17 protein-coding genes are annotated in these 17,122 nt (G+C 42.1%); 16 read left to right on the top strand and 1 reads right to left on the bottom strand.

Annotation, left to right across the window (positions count from 1 at the left end; translation table 11 throughout):
• The first annotated feature begins 56 nt into the window (after nucleotides 1-56).
• The 7 genes from ACFQ1M_RS06265 (at nucleotide 57) to ACFQ1M_RS06235 (ending at nucleotide 8,914) form a co-directional block, all read left to right on the top strand.
• Entirely contained in the window at nucleotides 57-980 is a 924-nt protein-coding gene (locus ACFQ1M_RS06265) for a geranylgeranylglycerol-phosphate geranylgeranyltransferase (protein ID WP_386405513.1), read from the top strand.
• 250 nt (nucleotides 981-1,230) lie between these two features.
• On the top strand, nucleotides 1,231-1,818 hold the full coding sequence (locus ACFQ1M_RS06260) for a Maf-like protein (RefSeq protein WP_386405510.1): 588 nt from the start codon (nucleotides 1,231-1,233) through the stop codon (nucleotides 1,816-1,818).
• Nucleotides 1,819-1,954: 136 nt separating this feature from the next.
• Nucleotides 1,955-2,932 carry a septum formation inhibitor Maf gene (locus tag ACFQ1M_RS06255; protein WP_386405507.1) on the top strand — a complete coding sequence of 326 codons (978 nt, stop codon included), beginning with the start codon at nucleotides 1,955-1,957 and terminating at the stop codon, nucleotides 2,930-2,932.
• A 1-nt stretch (nucleotide 2,933) separates the two neighbouring features.
• Nucleotides 2,934-3,473 carry a mechanosensitive ion channel domain-containing protein gene (locus ACFQ1M_RS06250; protein ID WP_386405504.1) on the top strand — a complete coding sequence of 180 codons (540 nt, stop codon included), beginning with the start codon at nucleotides 2,934-2,936 and terminating at the stop codon, nucleotides 3,471-3,473.
• Between the two features lie 81 nt (nucleotides 3,474-3,554).
• On the top strand, nucleotides 3,555-6,077 hold the full coding sequence (locus ACFQ1M_RS06245) for a PIG-L family deacetylase (RefSeq protein WP_386405501.1): 2,523 nt from the start codon (nucleotides 3,555-3,557) through the stop codon (nucleotides 6,075-6,077).
• 190 nt (nucleotides 6,078-6,267) lie between these two features.
• A complete protein-coding gene (locus ACFQ1M_RS06240; RefSeq protein ID WP_386405498.1) occupies nucleotides 6,268-7,947 on the top strand; it encodes a sodium:solute symporter in 1,680 nt (559 codons plus the stop codon).
• Entirely contained in the window at nucleotides 7,931-8,914 is a 984-nt protein-coding gene (locus ACFQ1M_RS06235; protein ID WP_386405495.1) for a Gfo/Idh/MocA family protein, read from the top strand. The genes ACFQ1M_RS06240 and ACFQ1M_RS06235 overlap by 17 nt, the downstream gene beginning before the upstream one ends.
• A gap of 63 nt (nucleotides 8,915-8,977) precedes the next feature.
• Here the strand turns inward: ACFQ1M_RS06235 and ACFQ1M_RS06230 are convergent, their stop codons facing one another.
• Nucleotides 8,978-9,826, bottom strand: a complete 849-nt coding sequence (locus ACFQ1M_RS06230) for a DUF2911 domain-containing protein (protein WP_386405492.1) — start codon at nucleotides 9,824-9,826, stop codon at nucleotides 8,978-8,980.
• A gap of 113 nt (nucleotides 9,827-9,939) precedes the next feature.
• Between ACFQ1M_RS06230 and ACFQ1M_RS06225 the strand changes: the two genes are divergently transcribed.
• The 9 genes from ACFQ1M_RS06225 to ACFQ1M_RS06185 all read left to right on the top strand — a co-directional run bounded on the left by ACFQ1M_RS06225 (nucleotide 9,940) and on the right by ACFQ1M_RS06185 (nucleotide 17,071).
• A complete protein-coding gene (locus ACFQ1M_RS06225) occupies nucleotides 9,940-10,590 on the top strand; it encodes an MIP/aquaporin family protein (protein WP_386405488.1) in 651 nt (216 codons plus the stop codon).
• Between the two features lie 58 nt (nucleotides 10,591-10,648).
• Nucleotides 10,649-11,104 carry a hypothetical protein gene (locus ACFQ1M_RS06220; protein ID WP_386405485.1) on the top strand — a complete coding sequence of 152 codons (456 nt, stop codon included), beginning with the start codon at nucleotides 10,649-10,651 and terminating at the stop codon, nucleotides 11,102-11,104.
• Nucleotides 11,105-11,175: 71 nt separating this feature from the next.
• Entirely contained in the window at nucleotides 11,176-11,670 is a 495-nt protein-coding gene (locus ACFQ1M_RS06215; RefSeq protein ID WP_386405482.1) for an SRPBCC family protein, read from the top strand.
• Between the two features lie 8 nt (nucleotides 11,671-11,678).
• Complete coding sequence (locus ACFQ1M_RS06210) at nucleotides 11,679-12,371, top strand: SDR family NAD(P)-dependent oxidoreductase (RefSeq protein ID WP_386405479.1); 693 nt, start codon at nucleotides 11,679-11,681, stop codon at nucleotides 12,369-12,371.
• 2 nt (nucleotides 12,372-12,373) lie between these two features.
• Nucleotides 12,374-13,678, top strand: coding sequence for a cryptochrome/photolyase family protein (locus ACFQ1M_RS06205; RefSeq protein WP_386405476.1), 1,305 nt, complete (start codon nucleotides 12,374-12,376; stop codon nucleotides 13,676-13,678).
• 213 nt (nucleotides 13,679-13,891) lie between these two features.
• Complete coding sequence (locus ACFQ1M_RS06200) at nucleotides 13,892-14,260, top strand: SnoaL-like domain-containing protein (RefSeq protein WP_386405473.1); 369 nt, start codon at nucleotides 13,892-13,894, stop codon at nucleotides 14,258-14,260.
• A 198-nt stretch (nucleotides 14,261-14,458) separates the two neighbouring features.
• Complete coding sequence (locus ACFQ1M_RS06195) at nucleotides 14,459-15,109, top strand: TetR family transcriptional regulator C-terminal domain-containing protein (protein WP_386405471.1); 651 nt, start codon at nucleotides 14,459-14,461, stop codon at nucleotides 15,107-15,109.
• 9 nt (nucleotides 15,110-15,118) lie between these two features.
• Nucleotides 15,119-16,447, top strand: a complete 1,329-nt coding sequence (locus ACFQ1M_RS06190) for an ABC1 kinase family protein (protein ID WP_386405468.1) — start codon at nucleotides 15,119-15,121, stop codon at nucleotides 16,445-16,447.
• Nucleotides 16,448-17,071 (top strand): flavin reductase family protein, encoded by a 624-nt coding sequence (locus ACFQ1M_RS06185; RefSeq protein ID WP_386405465.1) that lies wholly within the window; start codon nucleotides 16,448-16,450, stop codon nucleotides 17,069-17,071. It begins immediately after the preceding gene.
• Nucleotides 17,072-17,122 lie beyond the last annotated feature (51 nt).

Genomic DNA, 17,122 nt, shown 5'->3' with positions numbered 1-17,122 from the left:
AATCACAAAACAACCTTAAACCCATAAACTCTAAACTATAAACCTTCAATTAGCAAATGCTCCCCATCCTCAACCTCATCCGCTACCCCAACCTACTGATCATCGCTGCCACGCAGTATGTCTTCAAGTATTTTGTGGTGGATCCGATGATGAAGGCCTCGGCATTGAACGATTGGCAGTTTGCTTTGTTGGTATTGGCTACGATTTGTATTGCAGCTGCTGGAAACATCATCAACGACATCAACGATGTCAATATCGACCTCATAAACAAGCCCAAAAAGGTCATCGTTTCTAAAAGCATCTCGGAAAGCTTAGCGAATAATCTCTTTATCGGTTTTAATGTGGTTGGTGTGGTGATCGGTCTCTACCTTTCGAATACGGTCGGAAAGAACAATATGGCCGTCATCTTTGTACTGATCTCAGGTTTGTTATATATCTATTCGACCAGTTTAAAGAAGCTATTGCTAGTTGGGAATCTCTTGGTTTCCGCTTTGGTCGGTTTTAGCATTCTCATCGTTGGACTTTTTGAGATCTATCCAATGATCGATGAGCACAACCTGACCGCGGCTCAATGGACATTGAAGGTGCTCGCCATCTACGCGCTCTTTGCCTTTCTGGTGAATTTACTTCGCGAGATCACCAAGGATATCGAAGATATAGATGGAGATTATGGCGGCGGTATGAATACCTTGCCCATTCTTTTGGGTCGGGAACGAACGGCAAAGCTGGTTGCTGTACTGGGGATGGCAGTCATGGTCGTTATCTTTTTGTTCGTTTATAAATATTTATATGACAAACAAGGTGTGTTGAGTTATATCTTACTCTTCGTCTTTGGACCATTGTTCTATTTTGTGATCAATAGCTGGAATGCCAAGAAGAAACAGGATTTTAGAAAATTGAGCACCGTCTTAAAGGTGGTCATGTTATTTGGTATCTTCTCGGTGATCGTTTTATATTATGCTTTTAAGGAAACAAATTGATTCTTATTTAGTTTAAATACAACTTCCTTGATATCTTTAATTTTTCTCATAAGGAATACCACATAACAAATTGCTAAAAACAAACTTTAATATGCCTTACTTTGATAGAATTTTTATTAATGAATTAGAAGAACGTATCAAAAAATCTAGAAATAATGAAACGATAAGCGAAGAAGAGTTGCATAGAGAAATACAAAAATGGTTTGCCACAAAGCACTAGATATAACATAAATATCAATAGAATTGACAAATGCTCACCGAAAAACTAAAAGACCACCACCTTATCCTCGCTTCTGGTTCGCCAAGACGCCAACAATTCTTTAAAGACCTTGGACTGGACTTTGAGATCCGTCTAAAACCTATCAAAGAAGAATACCCTCCAAGACTTCGGCATTATGAAATCTCGGATTATTTGGCACAATTGAAGTCACTTCCCTTTAAAGAAGAACTCAAAACAAATGATATCCTCGTCACTTCAGACACCATTGTTTGGCACAAGGATAAAGCGCTGGGCAAACCACGTTCTGCCGAGGAGGCCTTTGCGATGATCAGATCGCTTTCGGGCGATACCCACGAGGTGATCACTTCGGTCTGTTTTACGACCACCACCCTGGAAAAGACGGTGAATGCAATCACCAAAGTACATTTTAAGGAGCTCACCGACAAAGAGATCCAATACTATGTTGATACCTTCCAACCTTTCGATAAAGCTGGGGCCTATGGCATCCAAGAATGGATCGGTTATATCGCCGTAGATAAGATAGAAGGTTCCTATTTCAACGTCATGGGCTTGCCAGTACATCTTGTTTACAAAACGTTAATGAGCATGGTCGACTAAGGTTTTGAGTGTACCTTTACAGCTAAATGAGTTTATTGTCTTATGGGTTGATGCCTTTAGTCGCTCATGATTCTTGACTCTGGACTCTCGCTACTAAACTTTAAACGCTCAACTATAAACTCATAAACTTCTAGCTATGTCATTCATCAAAAGATATATCCGTTTAGAAATAGGGATCTTCCTGATCATCGCAACGATCGCGACGGCGGTCTCTTGTTCAGAAAAGAAACAGAAAAAGAAGGATTTGGTCGCCAAAGCCTCCACGACTGAATTGAATGCTACAACCTCAAAAGAAGCGGCCAAACCAGTATCGGAAGCCTTTAAAAAATACTGGTACGCTGGTGAGGCCGAGATCACTTCCTACGAACTAAAACAGGCGCGTTATGGCGAACTAAGAGATGGTAAAGCGGTTCTTGTCTATGTCACTGAGCCGTTCTCTGATAAAGATCAAGTGAAGTCCGATTATCCTAGTAACGAAAAAAGCACCTCTGTATTAAAGTTGAATGCTACGAAAAATTTTAATACTGGCATCTATCCCTATTCCATAATGACCAGCACCTTCTACCCTGTCACTGATGGCCAACATGCGATGAAAATTACCATGAGTATGCAAGAATGGTGTGGACATGTCTTTACACAGCTTAACAATCGCGAGCAGTTTGAAGTGGAAAGCCGGTCCTATTTCCAGAGTGAAGGCGATCAGAATTTTAGTTTGAACAAGACCTTGCTAGAGAATGAGATATGGCAGAAGATCAGAATCAATCCCAATGACCTACCAACAGGCAAATTGAAGATGATTCCTTCCTTCGAATATGTACGCTTAAGGCATATCGAATTAAAGCCTTACGAGGTCGAAATTAAAAAAGCTACTCAAGAAACGTCCATGCGTTATTCGCTCGTGTATCCCTCGCTCAACAGGTCTTTGGAAATACTCTTTAACAATCAATTTCCATACGAGGTCATCAGCTGGAAAGAAACTTTTAAAAGTGGCTTTGGCCCCAACGCGAAGGAAATGGTCACCACGGCAAAAAAGATCAAAACAATAAAATCTCCCTATTGGTCAAAAAATTCCAACGCCTATGTATCTTTGCGAGATACTTTAGGATTGGACTAATATGAACGAATTTATCACTGCCCATAAAGACCAACTGATACAAAGCGGTATCATTTTGGTCGTCATCGTACTGATCAGAGTAATTCTCAGAAAAACGGTCAAGAAAATTGGACAACGAAGTGATTTCAATGAGGCCCGTATGCTGCTGATGGGAAAATATTTCAATTTTCTCTTTTTACTGACCGCCATTGCCATCGCTCTGCTTATTTGGGGTGTCAATTTTCAATCGCTCGGCGTAATACTCTCCTCCGTTTTCGCTGTGGTAGGTGTGGCCTTATTTGCCATCTGGTCTATTTTGAGCAATATCACCGCTGGGGTCATCCTATTCTTTTCATTTCCCTATAAGATCGGAGACAAAATAAAGATCCATGACAAAGATCATCCGATCGAAGCATTGATTGAGGACATTAAATCCTTTCATCTTTTGCTAAGAACAGATGCGGGTGAGATCATTACCTACCCAAATAACCTCTTGCTTCAAAAAGCGGTTTCAATCGTCGAAAAAGATGCCTATCAGGATGATGGTAGTGATAGCCTTTAGCAAGCGTTAAAGAAAAGATAAATAATAAGTCTCCGCTCGTTTCTTTTATATATTTGGAAGGATTCTAACCAAACTCTAGTTATGCACAGAATATTCCTCTTGTTGGCCCTTGGTTGGTGCTTTGTCTTCAATGTACAAGCGCAACGGCCCGAAAAGCCGTCTTCCACTGCCATCTACGAGAAGATCCAAAAGCTAAATTTCTTAGGAAGCGCCATGTATGTCGCTGCACATCCCGACGATGAGAATACACGACTCATTTCATATCTATCCAACCATGTAAAGGCCCGTACCGCATATCTTTCGATGACACGAGGCGACGGAGGACAAAATCTGATAGGTCCAGAGTTACGAGAACTTCTAGGTGTAATTCGAACACAAGAACTGTTGGCTGCACGTCGTGTCGATGGAGGCGAACAGCTATTTACTCGTGCCAATGACTTTGGTTACTCCAAACATCCCGATGAGACCTTGGCCATTTGGAATAAGGACGAAGTGCTGAGCGATGTGGTTTGGGCCATCAGAAAGTTTAAACCCGATGTGATCATCAACCGTTTTGACCATCGCACGCCTGGCCGAACCCATGGCCATCATACCGCTTCGGCCATGTTAAGTATGGAAGCCTTTGACCTAGTAGGTGATAGATCAAAATATCCAAGTCAGTTGGACCATGTTGACGCTTGGCAGCCCAAACGTCTATTCTTCAATACCTCATGGTGGTTTTATGGAAGTCAAGAAAATTTTGAGAAAGCGGATAAATCCAATATGTTGAGCATGGACATTGGGGTCTATTATCCAATGAAAGGACTATCCAATAACGAATTGGCCTCCATCGCCAGCAGTCAACATCTGTGTCAAGGTTTTGGTCGCCTCAGCACGCGCGGTACGCAGGAAGAATATGTAGAATTGCTTAAAGGCGACCTTCCAAAAGATAAAGACAACATCTTTGATGGCATCAATACAACTTGGACAAGGGTCAAAGGAGGTAAGGCCATTCAAATGATCTTAAAAAAGGTTGAAGACAACTTCAACTTTGCCAATCCATCAATCCATATTGAAGAACTGGTAAGAGCATATCAATTGATCGGTAAACTGGAGGACGAACACTGGAAAGCGATCAAATCTAAAGAGATCAAAGAGATCATCGCGGCTTGCGCTGGACTCTATCTGGAGGCTTCAGCAGCTGATTCCTTTGTTTCTGAAGGCGGAAGCATCGAAGTGAATATTGAGGCCTTGAACAGAAGCAATGCAAATATCCAATTATTGGAGGTGAATTTCCGGGGATGTCCGGAAAACCGTTTGCTTTTTAATCAACCCTTGAAAGACAATCAAAAATTTACCACGAAGAAAGAGGTATGTGTCAATCCCGAATGGGAAAACACTGCGCCCTACTGGCTACAAGAAAAAGCTTCGCTTGGAATGTACGCAGTTAGAGATAAGATGCTGATCGGAAAGCCAGAGACCCCGAGAGCCCTTGTTGCTGATATAAAACTTAAATTTCAAAATGTAGTAATTCCATTTGAAAGACCGGTGGTCTACAGATACTCCAAACCAGATAAAGGTGAACTTTACAAGCCTTTTGAGATCCTTCCGGAAGTCACGGCGAGCATCAAGGAGAAGGTGATCATCTTTGCCAATGGCCCCAGAGAGATCCCAGTCACGATCAAGGCCGGAGGCGAAGACATCGATGGAAACATCCAGCTTGCACATCCCAAGGGGTGGCGCATCTCCCCTAAAAGCATCGACTTTAAAACCGATCAAAAAGGAGAAGAAAAAACCGTGGTTTTTACGGTGACGCCACCTAAAGACCAAAGTGAAGGCCTAATCTCACCAATCGTGAAGGTAGGTGACAGGACCTACACCAAAGAACTGGTAGAGATCGATTACGATCATATTCCCTTTCAATCGGTTCTATTGCCTTCAGAGGCGAAGGTGGTAAGATTGGACATTCAAAAAAGCGGTGAGCATATTGGCTATATCGTTGGTGCGGGTGATTCAGTGCCGGAAAGCCTTAAGCAAATTGGATATCACGTGACCATCATTGACCCTAAAGAGATCGATGAGACAAGCTTAGATAAATTTGATGCGGTGGTCCTTGGGATCCGCGCATATAATACTGTGGATGAATTGAAGTTCAAACAAAAGTATTTGCTTGAGTATGTGAAGAATGGTGGCACTATGATCACGCAGTACAATACAAGTCGCCGTGTAGATGTGATGGCTCCATTTGAACTAAGCCTTTCCAGAGATCGCGTTACCGATGAGAATGCCGATGTGCGAATCCTGGCAAAAGACCATTCACTGGTCAACTTTCCAAATACGATCACCGAAAAGGACTTTGATGGTTGGGTACAAGAACGGGGACTCTATTTCCCAAATGAATGGGGTAGCGAATTCACGCCTATTCTTTCTACGAATGATGAAGGTGAAAGTCCAAAGAATGGAAGTTTGTTGGTTGCAAAATACGGCGAAGGACATTACATCTACACCGGACTTAGTTTCTTTAGAGAACTCCCTGCCGGCGTACCAGGAGCCTATAAGCTGTTTGCAAACATGTTGTCCATTGGTAAAGATCAAGTAGAAACTACCGAAAAGATAAAAGGATGATCAAGGGTACTAAATTTACATGGGAGAAGATGTATACCGTGGTATTGGTGGCCAATGCCATTTACATCATATTCTTTTACGTTTTGATGACCATTTTCAACTAAACAACAGCTAACTAACAATTCATTCTCAATGAAGGGAGATCTATCTGGATTCTTGCCTTCTCAGGAATGACAGCAATGATGTATTGATGCAACAACTCGACTGGATCGTCCTTATCACTACCCTTACCTTTATTGTAGGTTATGGTTCCTGGGTCACACGAAAGAATAGAAACATCGACGATTATATCCGCGGAGGAAGCTCGGCAAAATGGTGGACGATAGGACTATCCGTCATGGCCACGCAAGCCAGTGCGATCACTTTCTTGTCTACTACCGGACAAGCCTTTACCGACGGAATGGGCTTTGTACAGTTCTACTTTGGATTACCGATAGCGATGGTGGTCATCTGTTTGGTCTTTATTCCGTTGTATCACAAACTAAAGGTCTTTACAGCCTACGAATTTCTCGAAAATCGCTTTGATCTGAAGACACGAACGCTTACCGCCATTCTGTTCCTTATCCAAAGGGGATTGGCGGCAGGGATCACTATCTTCGCTCCGGCTATCATTCTTTCTGTTGTATTAGAATGGCCTTTGGTATGGCTAAACATTGGAATTGGCCTGCTGGTCATCATATATACCGTCACTGGCGGAACCAAAGCGGTAAGCGTCACCCAAAAACAACAGATGTTTGTCATTTTTGCAGGGATGTTCGCGGCCTTCTTTATCACCCTCGATTTAATTCCTGAAGAAATCACCTTTACCAACGCTTTGGATATTGCAGGAGCCAGCGGGAAGATGGAAGTACTTGATTTTTCGTTCAACCTAGAGAATCGATACACCTTTTGGAGTGGTATCATCGGTGGCAGCTTCCTGGCCCTCGCCTATTTTGGTACGGATCAGAGTCAGGTACAACGGTACCTCTCTGGAAAGTCGGTAAAGGAAATGCGTTGGGGCATGATCTTTAACGGCCTGCTGAAAGTTCCTATGCAATTCTTTATTCTTCTGGTGGGTGTGATGGTGTTCGTCTTCTATCAGTTCAACCCAACACCCTTGAATTTTAATCCTGTGGCCGAAGAAGTGGTATTATCCTCTGAATATGCAGATGAATACAGAACGCTTCAAGAGCAACTGAATCTTCTTGAAAAAGAAAAGGCCGAACGCAGCTTGGCTTTTGTGAATGGCGATAATAATGAAACGACCAAGGCACGACTTCTTCAGATCAATATCGAAGAAAAGAAGCTGAGGGCCGAGGCCAAGACGATCATTTCTAAAGCAGATGAAGAGGTAGAGACCAACGACCGCGATTATATGTTCATCACCTTTATTTTGAACAATCTTCCAAAGGGACTGATCGGATTGCTGCTAGCCGTTATCCTATCGGCCGCCATGTCATCCACGGCATCTGAAATAAATGCTTTGGCCACCATAACGTCTATCGACCTTTACAAAAGAAATCTAAAGGGAGCGAAAGAAGACCATCATTATGTGAACTCGACGAAGTTGTTTACCTTGATCTGGGGAATTCTCGCGATCATTGTCGCTTGTTTTGCAAGTCTGGCAGAAAATCTTATCCAATTGGTAAATATCATCGGGTCGATCTTTTATGGCAATGTCTTAGGAATCTTCCTTCTGGCCTTTTTCGTTAGATATGTAAAGGCGAGAGCCGTTTTTACGGCCGCCATCATTACGCAACTGATCGTGGTTGTCGGATGGTGGTTCGATTGGATGCCGTACTTATGGCTGAATCTATTTGGTTGTGCCTTGGTGATGCTTATCGCAGTTGTCTTACAAGGATTTGCTAGAAAACATGGAACAGCAGGATAGTATCATCAAATGGGGCATTCTTGGCTGTGGCAATATAGCCGACCATTTTGCCGAAGACTTAAAGGTAGTCCCAAATGCCCAATTGTATGCCGTGGCATCTCGAAATACTGATAAAGCGCGAGATTTTGGCAATAAACACGGAGCAATAAAGAGTTACGGCTCTTATGAAGCACTGGCCAGTGATCCAGAGGTACAAGCCATCTACATCGCCACCCCACACCCATTCCATTGTAAAAATACCATGCTTTGTTTAGAAAATGGCAAAGCCGTGCTATGTGAGAAGCCATTTGCGATGAACACCAAAGAGGTAAAGAAAATGATCGCTAAAGCAAAAACTAATAAGGTATTGCTGATGGAGGCCCTCTGGACGCGTTTTTTACCAAATTATGAATATGTGTTGCACCATACAAGGCAAAAAACTTGGGGCGAGATCAAAGAGATGGAGGCGGATTTTGGCTTTCAAGTACCTTTTGATGCCAACTCACGACTCTACAATAAGGAATTGGGTGGAGGAAGTCTATTGGATATCGGCATCTACCCTATTTTTCTTGCACTGTCGCTTTTGGGATACCCCGAAAAAATTGAGGCCGATGCCCAGTTTGCACCGACGGAGGTGGATGAGATCTTGAACATTAGACTGACCCATAAAAATAAGGCAATTTCCAAGTTGTACAGCACCTTTAAAGAACATACGCCCACGCAAGCCGTGATTCAATATGAAAAGGCGACCCTTATCATGCATACCAACTTCTATCAAATTTCTGAGGTCAGCATTACAATCGACGGAAAGACGGAGCGATTATCCTTTGAAAAAATGGGAAGAGGTTATTATCGCGAAGCGGCACATTTTGGTCAATTGATCCGAGAAGGAAAAACCGAAAGCCCAATGATGCCGTTTGATCATAGTCTAAAATTGATGCGACTTCTCGATGAGATCCGCGATAAAATCGGATTGTCTTATTCGTAAAAAAAACCTCACAGCTGTTGTAGATCTGTGAGGTCAATCCTAATTCTTTATGTGTAATTCAAATTACAACGCTCCCCATTCTTTTAATGAGTCCTTATTCATTTTTACGTAGTCTGCGTTACCCGCTTTCTCGGCCAATTCCATAGATTTCTTGGCGGCTTTGATGGCAGTCTTGGTCTTTCCTGCTTTCGCGTGGATCAACGATTGTTGTCTCAAATACCAAAATCGTGGCTTATCGTTGGTCATCTCTACCGCCTTATCGATCCAAGTCATCGCCTTTTTGATATCCTTTCCTTCTTGCAAGTAATAAACAGCGGCAGAAAAATAATCATTAGGTCCAGGTCCGCCCATGGTCTTTTCTATACTAGCTTGCACCGCATTGTCCGTAGGTACTTCAATCTTTAGACCAGCATAGGTGTTAGCCCAAATAAAACCGAGCTCTGTACTGCTGTTCGTAAGTTGGCCAAAATTGATCGTGAAGGTCTCAGCTCTCATAGGCATCGCTGAAACCGGCGCAGAGACCTTCGCAGCAACTTTACTCTCATCCCACTCCTGAGGTGTTCCCCAGTTGTTGGTGTCGCTGTAGAAAAATACATCCCATGAAGAGGCATTCGGTTGTGTAAAGATGGCATAGCTGCCTGCCTTTAGGTCTTTACCTCCTACCTTAACGTCGGTACTGAAAGAAATCATTGTATTTTTATTTGCACCAGTCCTCCACATTTTGCCATAAGGGACCAGATCGCCAAAAATAGTTCTACCCTTTACTCCTGGTCGAGAATATTCAAGGGTGATGTCTGTTAATCCTACCTTTTGCTCCACCTTTGCAAATGGGCTAGGTTGTGGTGTGGTCACTTGTGCATTTAGTGCAAAAGCGCCGATGGCCATAAAGGCTACTAAGGCAAGTTTTTTCATTTTGTATAGTGTTAATTGATTTAGTTTGAACGAAGGTACAACGAAACACAAGCTTGCATTGTTAACAAATCCTTAAAATACCATTGCGTAGCTTTGTCAAAAATTTGTTCGCTGTGAAAAATTATGTATCGGAATTCATCGGCACTTTCTCTTTAATGTTCTGCGGCACAGGAGCTATGACCATCAATGAGCTCACAGGCGATCCATCGCATGTGGGAATCGCCATTACTTGGGGTCTCATTGTTATGGCCATGATATATGCGTTCGGTGAAATCTCTGGTGCTCATTTTAATCCTGCAGTGACCATCGCTTTTGCGTATTCCAAAAAATTTCGATGGAAAGAAGTCCCTAAATATATTGCCGTTCAAATCTTGGGCGCTATCGCTGCAAGCGCAACGCTATGGGTGCTATTTCCGGAGGCCGAATTGTATGGGGCGACCATTCCATCCATCGATGCTTGGCGAGCGTTTATCCTAGAGCTCTTGCTCACTTTCTTCTTGATGGTGGTGATCATCAATGTCTCTACAGGAAGTAAAGAAGTAGGTACGATGGCCGGAATCGCCATTGGTGGAGTTATTCTTCTCGAGGCCATGTTTGCCGGTCCTGTGACCAAAGCTTCCATGAATCCAGCTCGTTCTATCGGCCCAGCCTTAATTTCTGGGCACTTTGAACATTTATGGCTTTATCTGACCGCGCCGATCATCGGAGCAGTGCTGGCTGTGGCAAGTTGTAAATTGGTGAAGGATGACCAATGTTGCGACTAAAACCCTACAAAAACCTTTTTTTCCTATCTTTAACCTGCAACCATAGACAACCAACCCAATGAAAACCATTGATTTCCCCTTATTAAAGATGGGTATCTTAATTGCCGCTCTTTACCTCGCCCTCAACTTTGTCTTTGATATCGACCTTTTTGAAAAGTTCGTCATGCAGATGGAAAAACTAGAGTCAACCGAAATAGACGAGATCATCCTAGTACTTCTTATTCTTTTGCCTTTGGCAGTGATCGATTTTGCTTTCTACAGATTGAAAAAGAAGAAAATAGAAGCAGAGCGCGACATTTTCAAAAGCATGAATTATGTAGCCCATCATGTACTTAACAATCTTTTGAATCAACTGCATATCATGAGATTGGAAGCAGAGCATATCGAAAATTTTGACGAGGACGTGATCGAAATGTTCGATTCTTCGATCGAAGAGGCCAAAGAAAGCCTTAAAAAGCTCTCCGGAGTCACAGAGTTGAATGCTACCAGCATAAAGAATTCCGTCCTCCCATAAATTATATTTTGTTTAACTATTTATTTTTTTAATTAAACAAATAATAATTGTAGCTTTGGTAAAAAGTTAGAATGAAACTCTATCAACTACATACCAAACAACAATTACCGATCACCCTAGAAGAGGCTTGGGAATTCCTTTCCAGCCCAAAGAATTTGGCCAAGATCACTCCAGACATGGGATTTGAGATCTTGTCGGGCGTAGAAAGACCAATGTTTCCAGGACAGATCATTCAATATCTAGTTTCTCCTTTCCCTGGGATTAGAATGAAATGGGTTACTGAAATTACGCATGTTGCAGACAAGCAATATTTTGTTGACGAGCAGCGATTTGGTCCATATGCCTTATGGCATCACAAGCATTTTTTAAAGGAGATCGACGGCGGCGTGGAAATGGAAGATATTGTTGACTACAAACTACCATTTGGAATTTTAGGACAGCTGATGCATTCGCTGGTCGTACGAAAGAAACTGAAAGAGATTTTCGAATTTCGAGAGCAGCGCTTAATTGAGCTCTTTGGTAAATATGGAGACCAAAGTAAGGTCATAAAAATGAAATCAATTTAATTAATAGAATGAAGAAAAACATCCTTATCATCGGTGGCTCTTACGGTATCGGTAGTGCAATAATTAATGAACTAGGAAACGACTATCATATTTTTACAGCCTCCAGAACATTTGATGGCAGAGAAAGCCCAAATCTCACATATATAGAATTCGATGCTTCTCGGGATTCGTTCGATTCCACTAAATTGCCAGACGAAATTCACGGTTTCGTCTATTGCCCGGGAAGCATCAATTTAAAGCCGTTCAAGATGTTAGACCTGGAGGCTTTTCAAGAAGATTTTGACATCAATTTTTTAGGGATGGTACGCTCTCTAAAGGCGGTCATGCCCAAAATGGCACAACAGAGCAGTGTGGTGCTTTTTAGCACGGTCGCGGTGCAAAGTGGTATGCCTTTCCATACCAGTGTGGCAGCTTCCAAGGGTGCCATAGAAGGTTTTGCGCGTTCTTTGGCGGCAGAATATGCGCCGAAGGTAAGGGTGAATGTCATCGCGCCTTCACTGGTAGACACGCCTTTAGCAAAACGCTTGCTCAACAATGATAATAAGCGTGAGAAAATGAATGAACGCCATCCGCTTAAGCGAGTGGGGAAACCAGAAGATATAGCAAAGGCCGCTACCTATCTACTCAGCGATGATGCCTCTTGGATCACGGGGCAGGTGATTGGTGTTGATGGAGGAATATCTACCTTGAACCTTACGTGATCATGTCCGAAGCATTGACTGTATTCTGGTTTAGAAGAGACCTACGGATAGCAGATAATCGAGGTTTCTATAAGGCGCTCACGGATGGTCGACAAGTCCTACCAATATTCATATTCGATTCAGATATCTTGGAAGAACTTCCTAGAGATGATGCTCGTGTAAATTTTATCCATGATGAGCTATCCAAAATGCAATCTTCTTTCAAAGAAAAAGGAAGCGGGATTGCAATATATCATGGAAAACCCATTGAAGTATTCCAAAAACTTCTGGAAGCGTTCCGCATTGAAAAAGTGATCACCAATCGTGATTATGAACCCTATGCCTTAGAACGAGACCATCAAATTTCCACTCTTCTAGCACAACATGAGGTGGCTTTTGAAACTTTTAAAGACCAAGTGATCTTTGAAAAGGATGAAATTGTAAAGGATGATGGCAAACCTTATGTTGTATATACCCCTTATTCGCGGAAATGGTTATCCGCATTTGAAAAGGAAGATTTAGAATTTTATCCATCAGAAAAGCATTTAAACAATCTTCTGCAACAAAGCGAACTTCCATTCTTGTCCCTTACCGACATTGGTTTTACGGCGTCTTCGATCAAAGTGCCTGCTTGCGAAGTGACCCCAACATTGATTCAAGAGTATGAGGCGACCAGAAATTTTCCCGCGAAGGACCAGACCTCGAGACTAGGACCGCATCTACGGTTTGGAACCGTCAGCATTAGAAAGATGGTTGACAAGGCAAGAAAGGAAGAAAACATAACCTTTCTCAAAGAGTTGATATGGCGAGAGTTCTTCATGCAGATCCTATGGCATTTTCCACAGACCAAGGACCAATCGTTCAAAACTAAGTACGACCGTATCGAATGGCGTAACGACGAAGATGAATTTAAACGCTGGTGTGAAGGAAACACCGGTTTCCCCTTGGTCGATGCTGGGATGCGCCAACTTAATCAAACCGGCTTCATGCACAACCGTGTGCGCATGCTCGTAGGAAGTTTTCTTTGCAAGCACCTATTGATCGATTGGCGCTGGGGAGAGGCCTATTTTGCCGAAAAGTTGTTGGATTATGAGATGGCCAGCAACGTTGGAAACTGGCAGTGGGTGGCTGGAAGTGGTGTGGATGCGGCTCCTTATTTTAGGATCTTCAATCCTACTTCACAAATACAAAAATTCGACAAACAATTGGAATATATTAACCAATGGGTGCCCGACTTTCAAGAGCTCACCTATCCACAGCCAATGGTCGATCACAAAATGGCCAGAGAGCGCTGTCTAGAAGTGTATAAAAAGGCGGTAAATCAGTAATTTCTTTTCCTTCGTTCGTATTGGTCAATTCCCATCTTTGGCTTACATCTAAGTTCACCAACTTGATCTACGCCATAGCTGGAGGTAATTGATTTTATCTTTTTTATGTCTAAAGATTCCATAGTTGCAATAAAATTAACATCGACCACTATCATCAGGACTTGGTATTTCTTATTTTTACAAATACGATAATCAATTAAAAACAAACAACTTATGACCACACAGCAGGTTGCAGACAAGCTAGTAAGCATGTGTCGAGAAGGTAAAAATTTGGAAGCGATAGAGCAGCTTTATGCTGATGATATCGTTAGTCGCGAAATGCCAGGAATGCCAGATTCGGTCGTTTCAGGAATTAAGGCTGTTTATGAAAAAAGTGAAAAATGGTTGGAGAATGTTGAGGAGTTTCACGAAGGGAAGATCAGCGATCCTATCATCGCCGGCGATCACTTTACCTGCACCATGGATTACGATGTAACTTTCAAGGACCGCGGGCGTGCACAAATGAAAGAAGTCTGTGTCTTTCAGGTGAAAGATGGCAAGATCGTCAACGAACAGTTCTTCTATGACATGCCAGAGATGTAGCCGCAAGAAATCATCACTTTAAAGTACTGGCAATGTTAGTTTCTTCATTTTACTGCATTGTCTAAACCAACCACGAATGACATGCTACGCGTTCGTGGTTTTTTCATTTTTCTTGAAAGAAGATTAACACAATTTTTGTTTAGCAAATTTCAATAAACTTTAAACATTTATTATTTTTGTCTAAAACAGCAAGATATCATGGCAAAAGCAAATCCCATTTCAGAAAAGGACATCATTTCCAGATATATGGAGTATGTGCTTGAGAACGAAGACGTTCCAAAATCCATTTACAAGTTCTGCAAGACCCAAAAGATCAAAGAAGAGGAATTTTATAAGTATTTCGGTTCTTTTGAATCACTGCGAGATGGAATCTGGAATCGCTTTCATATTGAAACAACCGACTTAATAGAAAAGACCAAGGACTATGAAAATTATTCCAACAGGGAAAAACTCCTCACCTATTTCTTTACATTCTTTGAGCTGTTAACACTGAACAGAAGTTACGTGCTCTACACTTTGAGCGCTCAGAAGAATATGCTAAGAAACGCGCAACAGTTGAAAGGTCTTCGCAAGCATATGAGAGACTTCGCCAAAGGACTTATTCAAGAAGGAAATGAGCAAAAGCAGATAAAGATCCTAAAGCAACCAGAAGGTTTGTTCTCTGAAGCGACCTGGCTACAATTTCTTTTCTTATTGAAGTTCTGGATGGAAGATAATTCAGCAGGCTTTGAAAAAACGGACGCGGCCATAGAAAAATCGGTGAACACTGCTTTTGATGTGTTCGACAACACCCCGCTAGATAGCATCATCGACCTCGGAAAGTTTCTCTGGAAAGAACAAATGGCATAAACAAGACCTGTGAAGACACTAGATAAAATACCTACATCCAAATTAGAGAGAGCCAGTAAATTAGTTGGCACTGGCGCCAAAATCGGCGTCAACTATCTCAAATACTATGGCGACAAAGTGGTCGACCCAGAAAACGCCAAGGAACGACTGAACGAAAACAATGCAGAAGACATTTATAACGGCCTGAAGCAGTTGAAAGGAAGTGCTCTTAAAGTAGCACAAATGCTGAGCATGGAAAAGAATTTACTGCCAAATGCATATGTAGAGAAATTTTCATTGGCACAATTTTCCGTTCCACCACTATCGGCATCTCTTGTACGAAAGACATTCAAAAAATATATAGGCAATTACCCCGAAGAGATCTTTGATAACTTCACTCCCAATTCTGTGAATGCTGCAAGCATCGGTCAGGTGCATCAAGCAGAGAAGGATGGGAAAAAACTTGCTGTGAAAATTCAATACCCTGGAGTTGCCAACAGCATCTCTTCGGACCTTGCCTTGGTAAAGCCTATCGCCATAAAAATGTTCAATCTTCGGGGGAAAGACTCGGAGAAATACTTTAAAGAGGTCGAGAATAAATTACTCGAAGAGACCGATTATATTTTAGAAGTAGAACAGAGCCAGCGCATCACGCATGCCTGTAGTCATATTCCTAATATAAAATTTCCGACATATTATCCTGAATGGTCGTCAGAGCGCATCATTACCATGGATTGGATGGAAGGTCTTCATCTTTCGGAGTTTGCAAAAACGGATTTTACCAAGGAAGAAGGTGATATCCTCGGACAGGCACTTTGGGACTTTTATATGTTTCAAATGCATGGCCTTCGTATGGTTCATGCCGATCCACATCCTGGAAACTTCTTGATCGACTCAAACAAGGAGTTGATCGCCATAGATTTCGGTTGTATCAAAAAAGTGCCGGACGAATTCTATATTCCATACTTTGAGTTGGCCAAAGCCGACAACATAAATAATCCGAAGATATTCACCGAGAAATTGTACGAGCTAGAAATATTACTCGCTAATGATTCTCCCGAGGAGATCACATTTTTTACCGATATCTTCCATCAGATGCTTAGCTTATTCACGGAACCTTTCAATAGCGAGACCTTTGATTTTGCAGATGACCATTTCTGGGGACGCATCGCTTCGCTCAGTGAGCAATTCTCCAATGACACACAATTGAGAAAATTGAATGGTAATAGAGGTTCCAAACACTTTTTGTATATCAATCGTACCTTCTTTGGTTTGTATAACCTCTTACATGACCTAAAGGCTGAAGTCGATGTGAATAATTTTCGCAAGTATCTTCCAAACAATAAAAAGGTAGCTTAAATGAGATCTTTCTCTAGGGAAGATATCGATGCTTTGGAGAAAAGGTTTCGCTCAAACCTCATCAATAGCAGTACTGGTTTTAAACCGGCGAATCTTATTGCTACAGTGAGTGATGACGGAGTTGAAAATGTGGCGGTCTTTAGTTCTATTGTGCATTTGGGGGCGCACCCACCACTATATGGATTTATTCTTCGCCCTACAACGGTACCAAGACATACCTATGCCAATATAAGGCAAATGGGATACTATACGCTTAACGCATTTACCAGTACCATGGTCAAAGATGCGCATCACACGTCGGCAAAATATGAGGAAAGCGAATCGGAATTTGATTTTACTGGGTTAGAAGCGGAATATAAGAATGGTTTCTTCGCGCCATATGTAAAAGAATGTCCTTTGCAAATTGGGATGAAATATATGAATGAATATCCTATTGAAGAGAATGATACCATCCTTGTGGTAGGAACCATAGTACAGTTGCACGTCGACGAAAACATGCTTTGTGATGATGGCTTTGTCGATTTAGGGAAGAATGCGGTGGTCGCGATCAATGGCCTAGATGGATATGCCACCCCAACCATGCTGCAGAGAGAAGCATACGCAAGACCCATGACCAATAAGTAGTAGCAGTGAGCAGTGGCAGTAGCGAACGAAAATTGATTGTTGAGTGACGCT

Origin of the sequence: Sungkyunkwania multivorans (genome assembly GCF_042675645.1) — a bacterium.
Taxonomy (GTDB): domain Bacteria; phylum Bacteroidota; class Bacteroidia; order Flavobacteriales; family Flavobacteriaceae; genus Sungkyunkwania; species Sungkyunkwania multivorans.
The sequence above is the reverse complement of the archived record's forward strand: the minus strand, read 5'-3'. Positions and strand labels throughout refer to the sequence as shown.

Excerpts from the sequence above, each read along its gene's own strand:
- ACFQ1M_RS06265 (WP_386405513.1), top strand. The coding sequence starts at position 57 with ATGCTCCCCATCCTCAACCTCATCCGCTACCCCAACCTACTGATCATC.
- ACFQ1M_RS06260 (WP_386405510.1), top strand. The coding sequence starts at position 1,231 with ATGCTCACCGAAAAACTAAAAGACCACCACCTTATCCTCGCTTCTGGT.
- ACFQ1M_RS06255 (WP_386405507.1), top strand. The coding sequence starts at position 1,955 with ATGTCATTCATCAAAAGATATATCCGTTTAGAAATAGGGATCTTCCTG.
- ACFQ1M_RS06250 (WP_386405504.1), top strand. The coding sequence starts at position 2,934 with ATGAACGAATTTATCACTGCCCATAAAGACCAACTGATACAAAGCGGT.
- ACFQ1M_RS06245 (WP_386405501.1), top strand. The coding sequence starts at position 3,555 with ATGCACAGAATATTCCTCTTGTTGGCCCTTGGTTGGTGCTTTGTCTTC.
- ACFQ1M_RS06240 (WP_386405498.1), top strand. The coding sequence starts at position 6,268 with ATGCAACAACTCGACTGGATCGTCCTTATCACTACCCTTACCTTTATT.
- ACFQ1M_RS06235 (WP_386405495.1), top strand. The coding sequence starts at position 7,931 with ATGGAACAGCAGGATAGTATCATCAAATGGGGCATTCTTGGCTGTGGC.
- ACFQ1M_RS06230 (WP_386405492.1), bottom strand. The coding sequence starts at position 9,826 with ATGAAAAAACTTGCCTTAGTAGCCTTTATGGCCATCGGCGCTTTTGCA.
- ACFQ1M_RS06220 (WP_386405485.1), top strand. The coding sequence starts at position 10,649 with ATGAAAACCATTGATTTCCCCTTATTAAAGATGGGTATCTTAATTGCC.
- ACFQ1M_RS06215 (WP_386405482.1), top strand. The coding sequence starts at position 11,176 with ATGAAACTCTATCAACTACATACCAAACAACAATTACCGATCACCCTA.
- ACFQ1M_RS06210 (WP_386405479.1), top strand. The coding sequence starts at position 11,679 with ATGAAGAAAAACATCCTTATCATCGGTGGCTCTTACGGTATCGGTAGT.
- ACFQ1M_RS06205 (WP_386405476.1), top strand. The coding sequence starts at position 12,374 with ATGTCCGAAGCATTGACTGTATTCTGGTTTAGAAGAGACCTACGGATA.
- ACFQ1M_RS06200 (WP_386405473.1), top strand. The coding sequence starts at position 13,892 with ATGACCACACAGCAGGTTGCAGACAAGCTAGTAAGCATGTGTCGAGAA.
- ACFQ1M_RS06195 (WP_386405471.1), top strand. The coding sequence starts at position 14,459 with ATGGCAAAAGCAAATCCCATTTCAGAAAAGGACATCATTTCCAGATAT.
- ACFQ1M_RS06185 (WP_386405465.1), top strand. The coding sequence starts at position 16,448 with ATGAGATCTTTCTCTAGGGAAGATATCGATGCTTTGGAGAAAAGGTTT.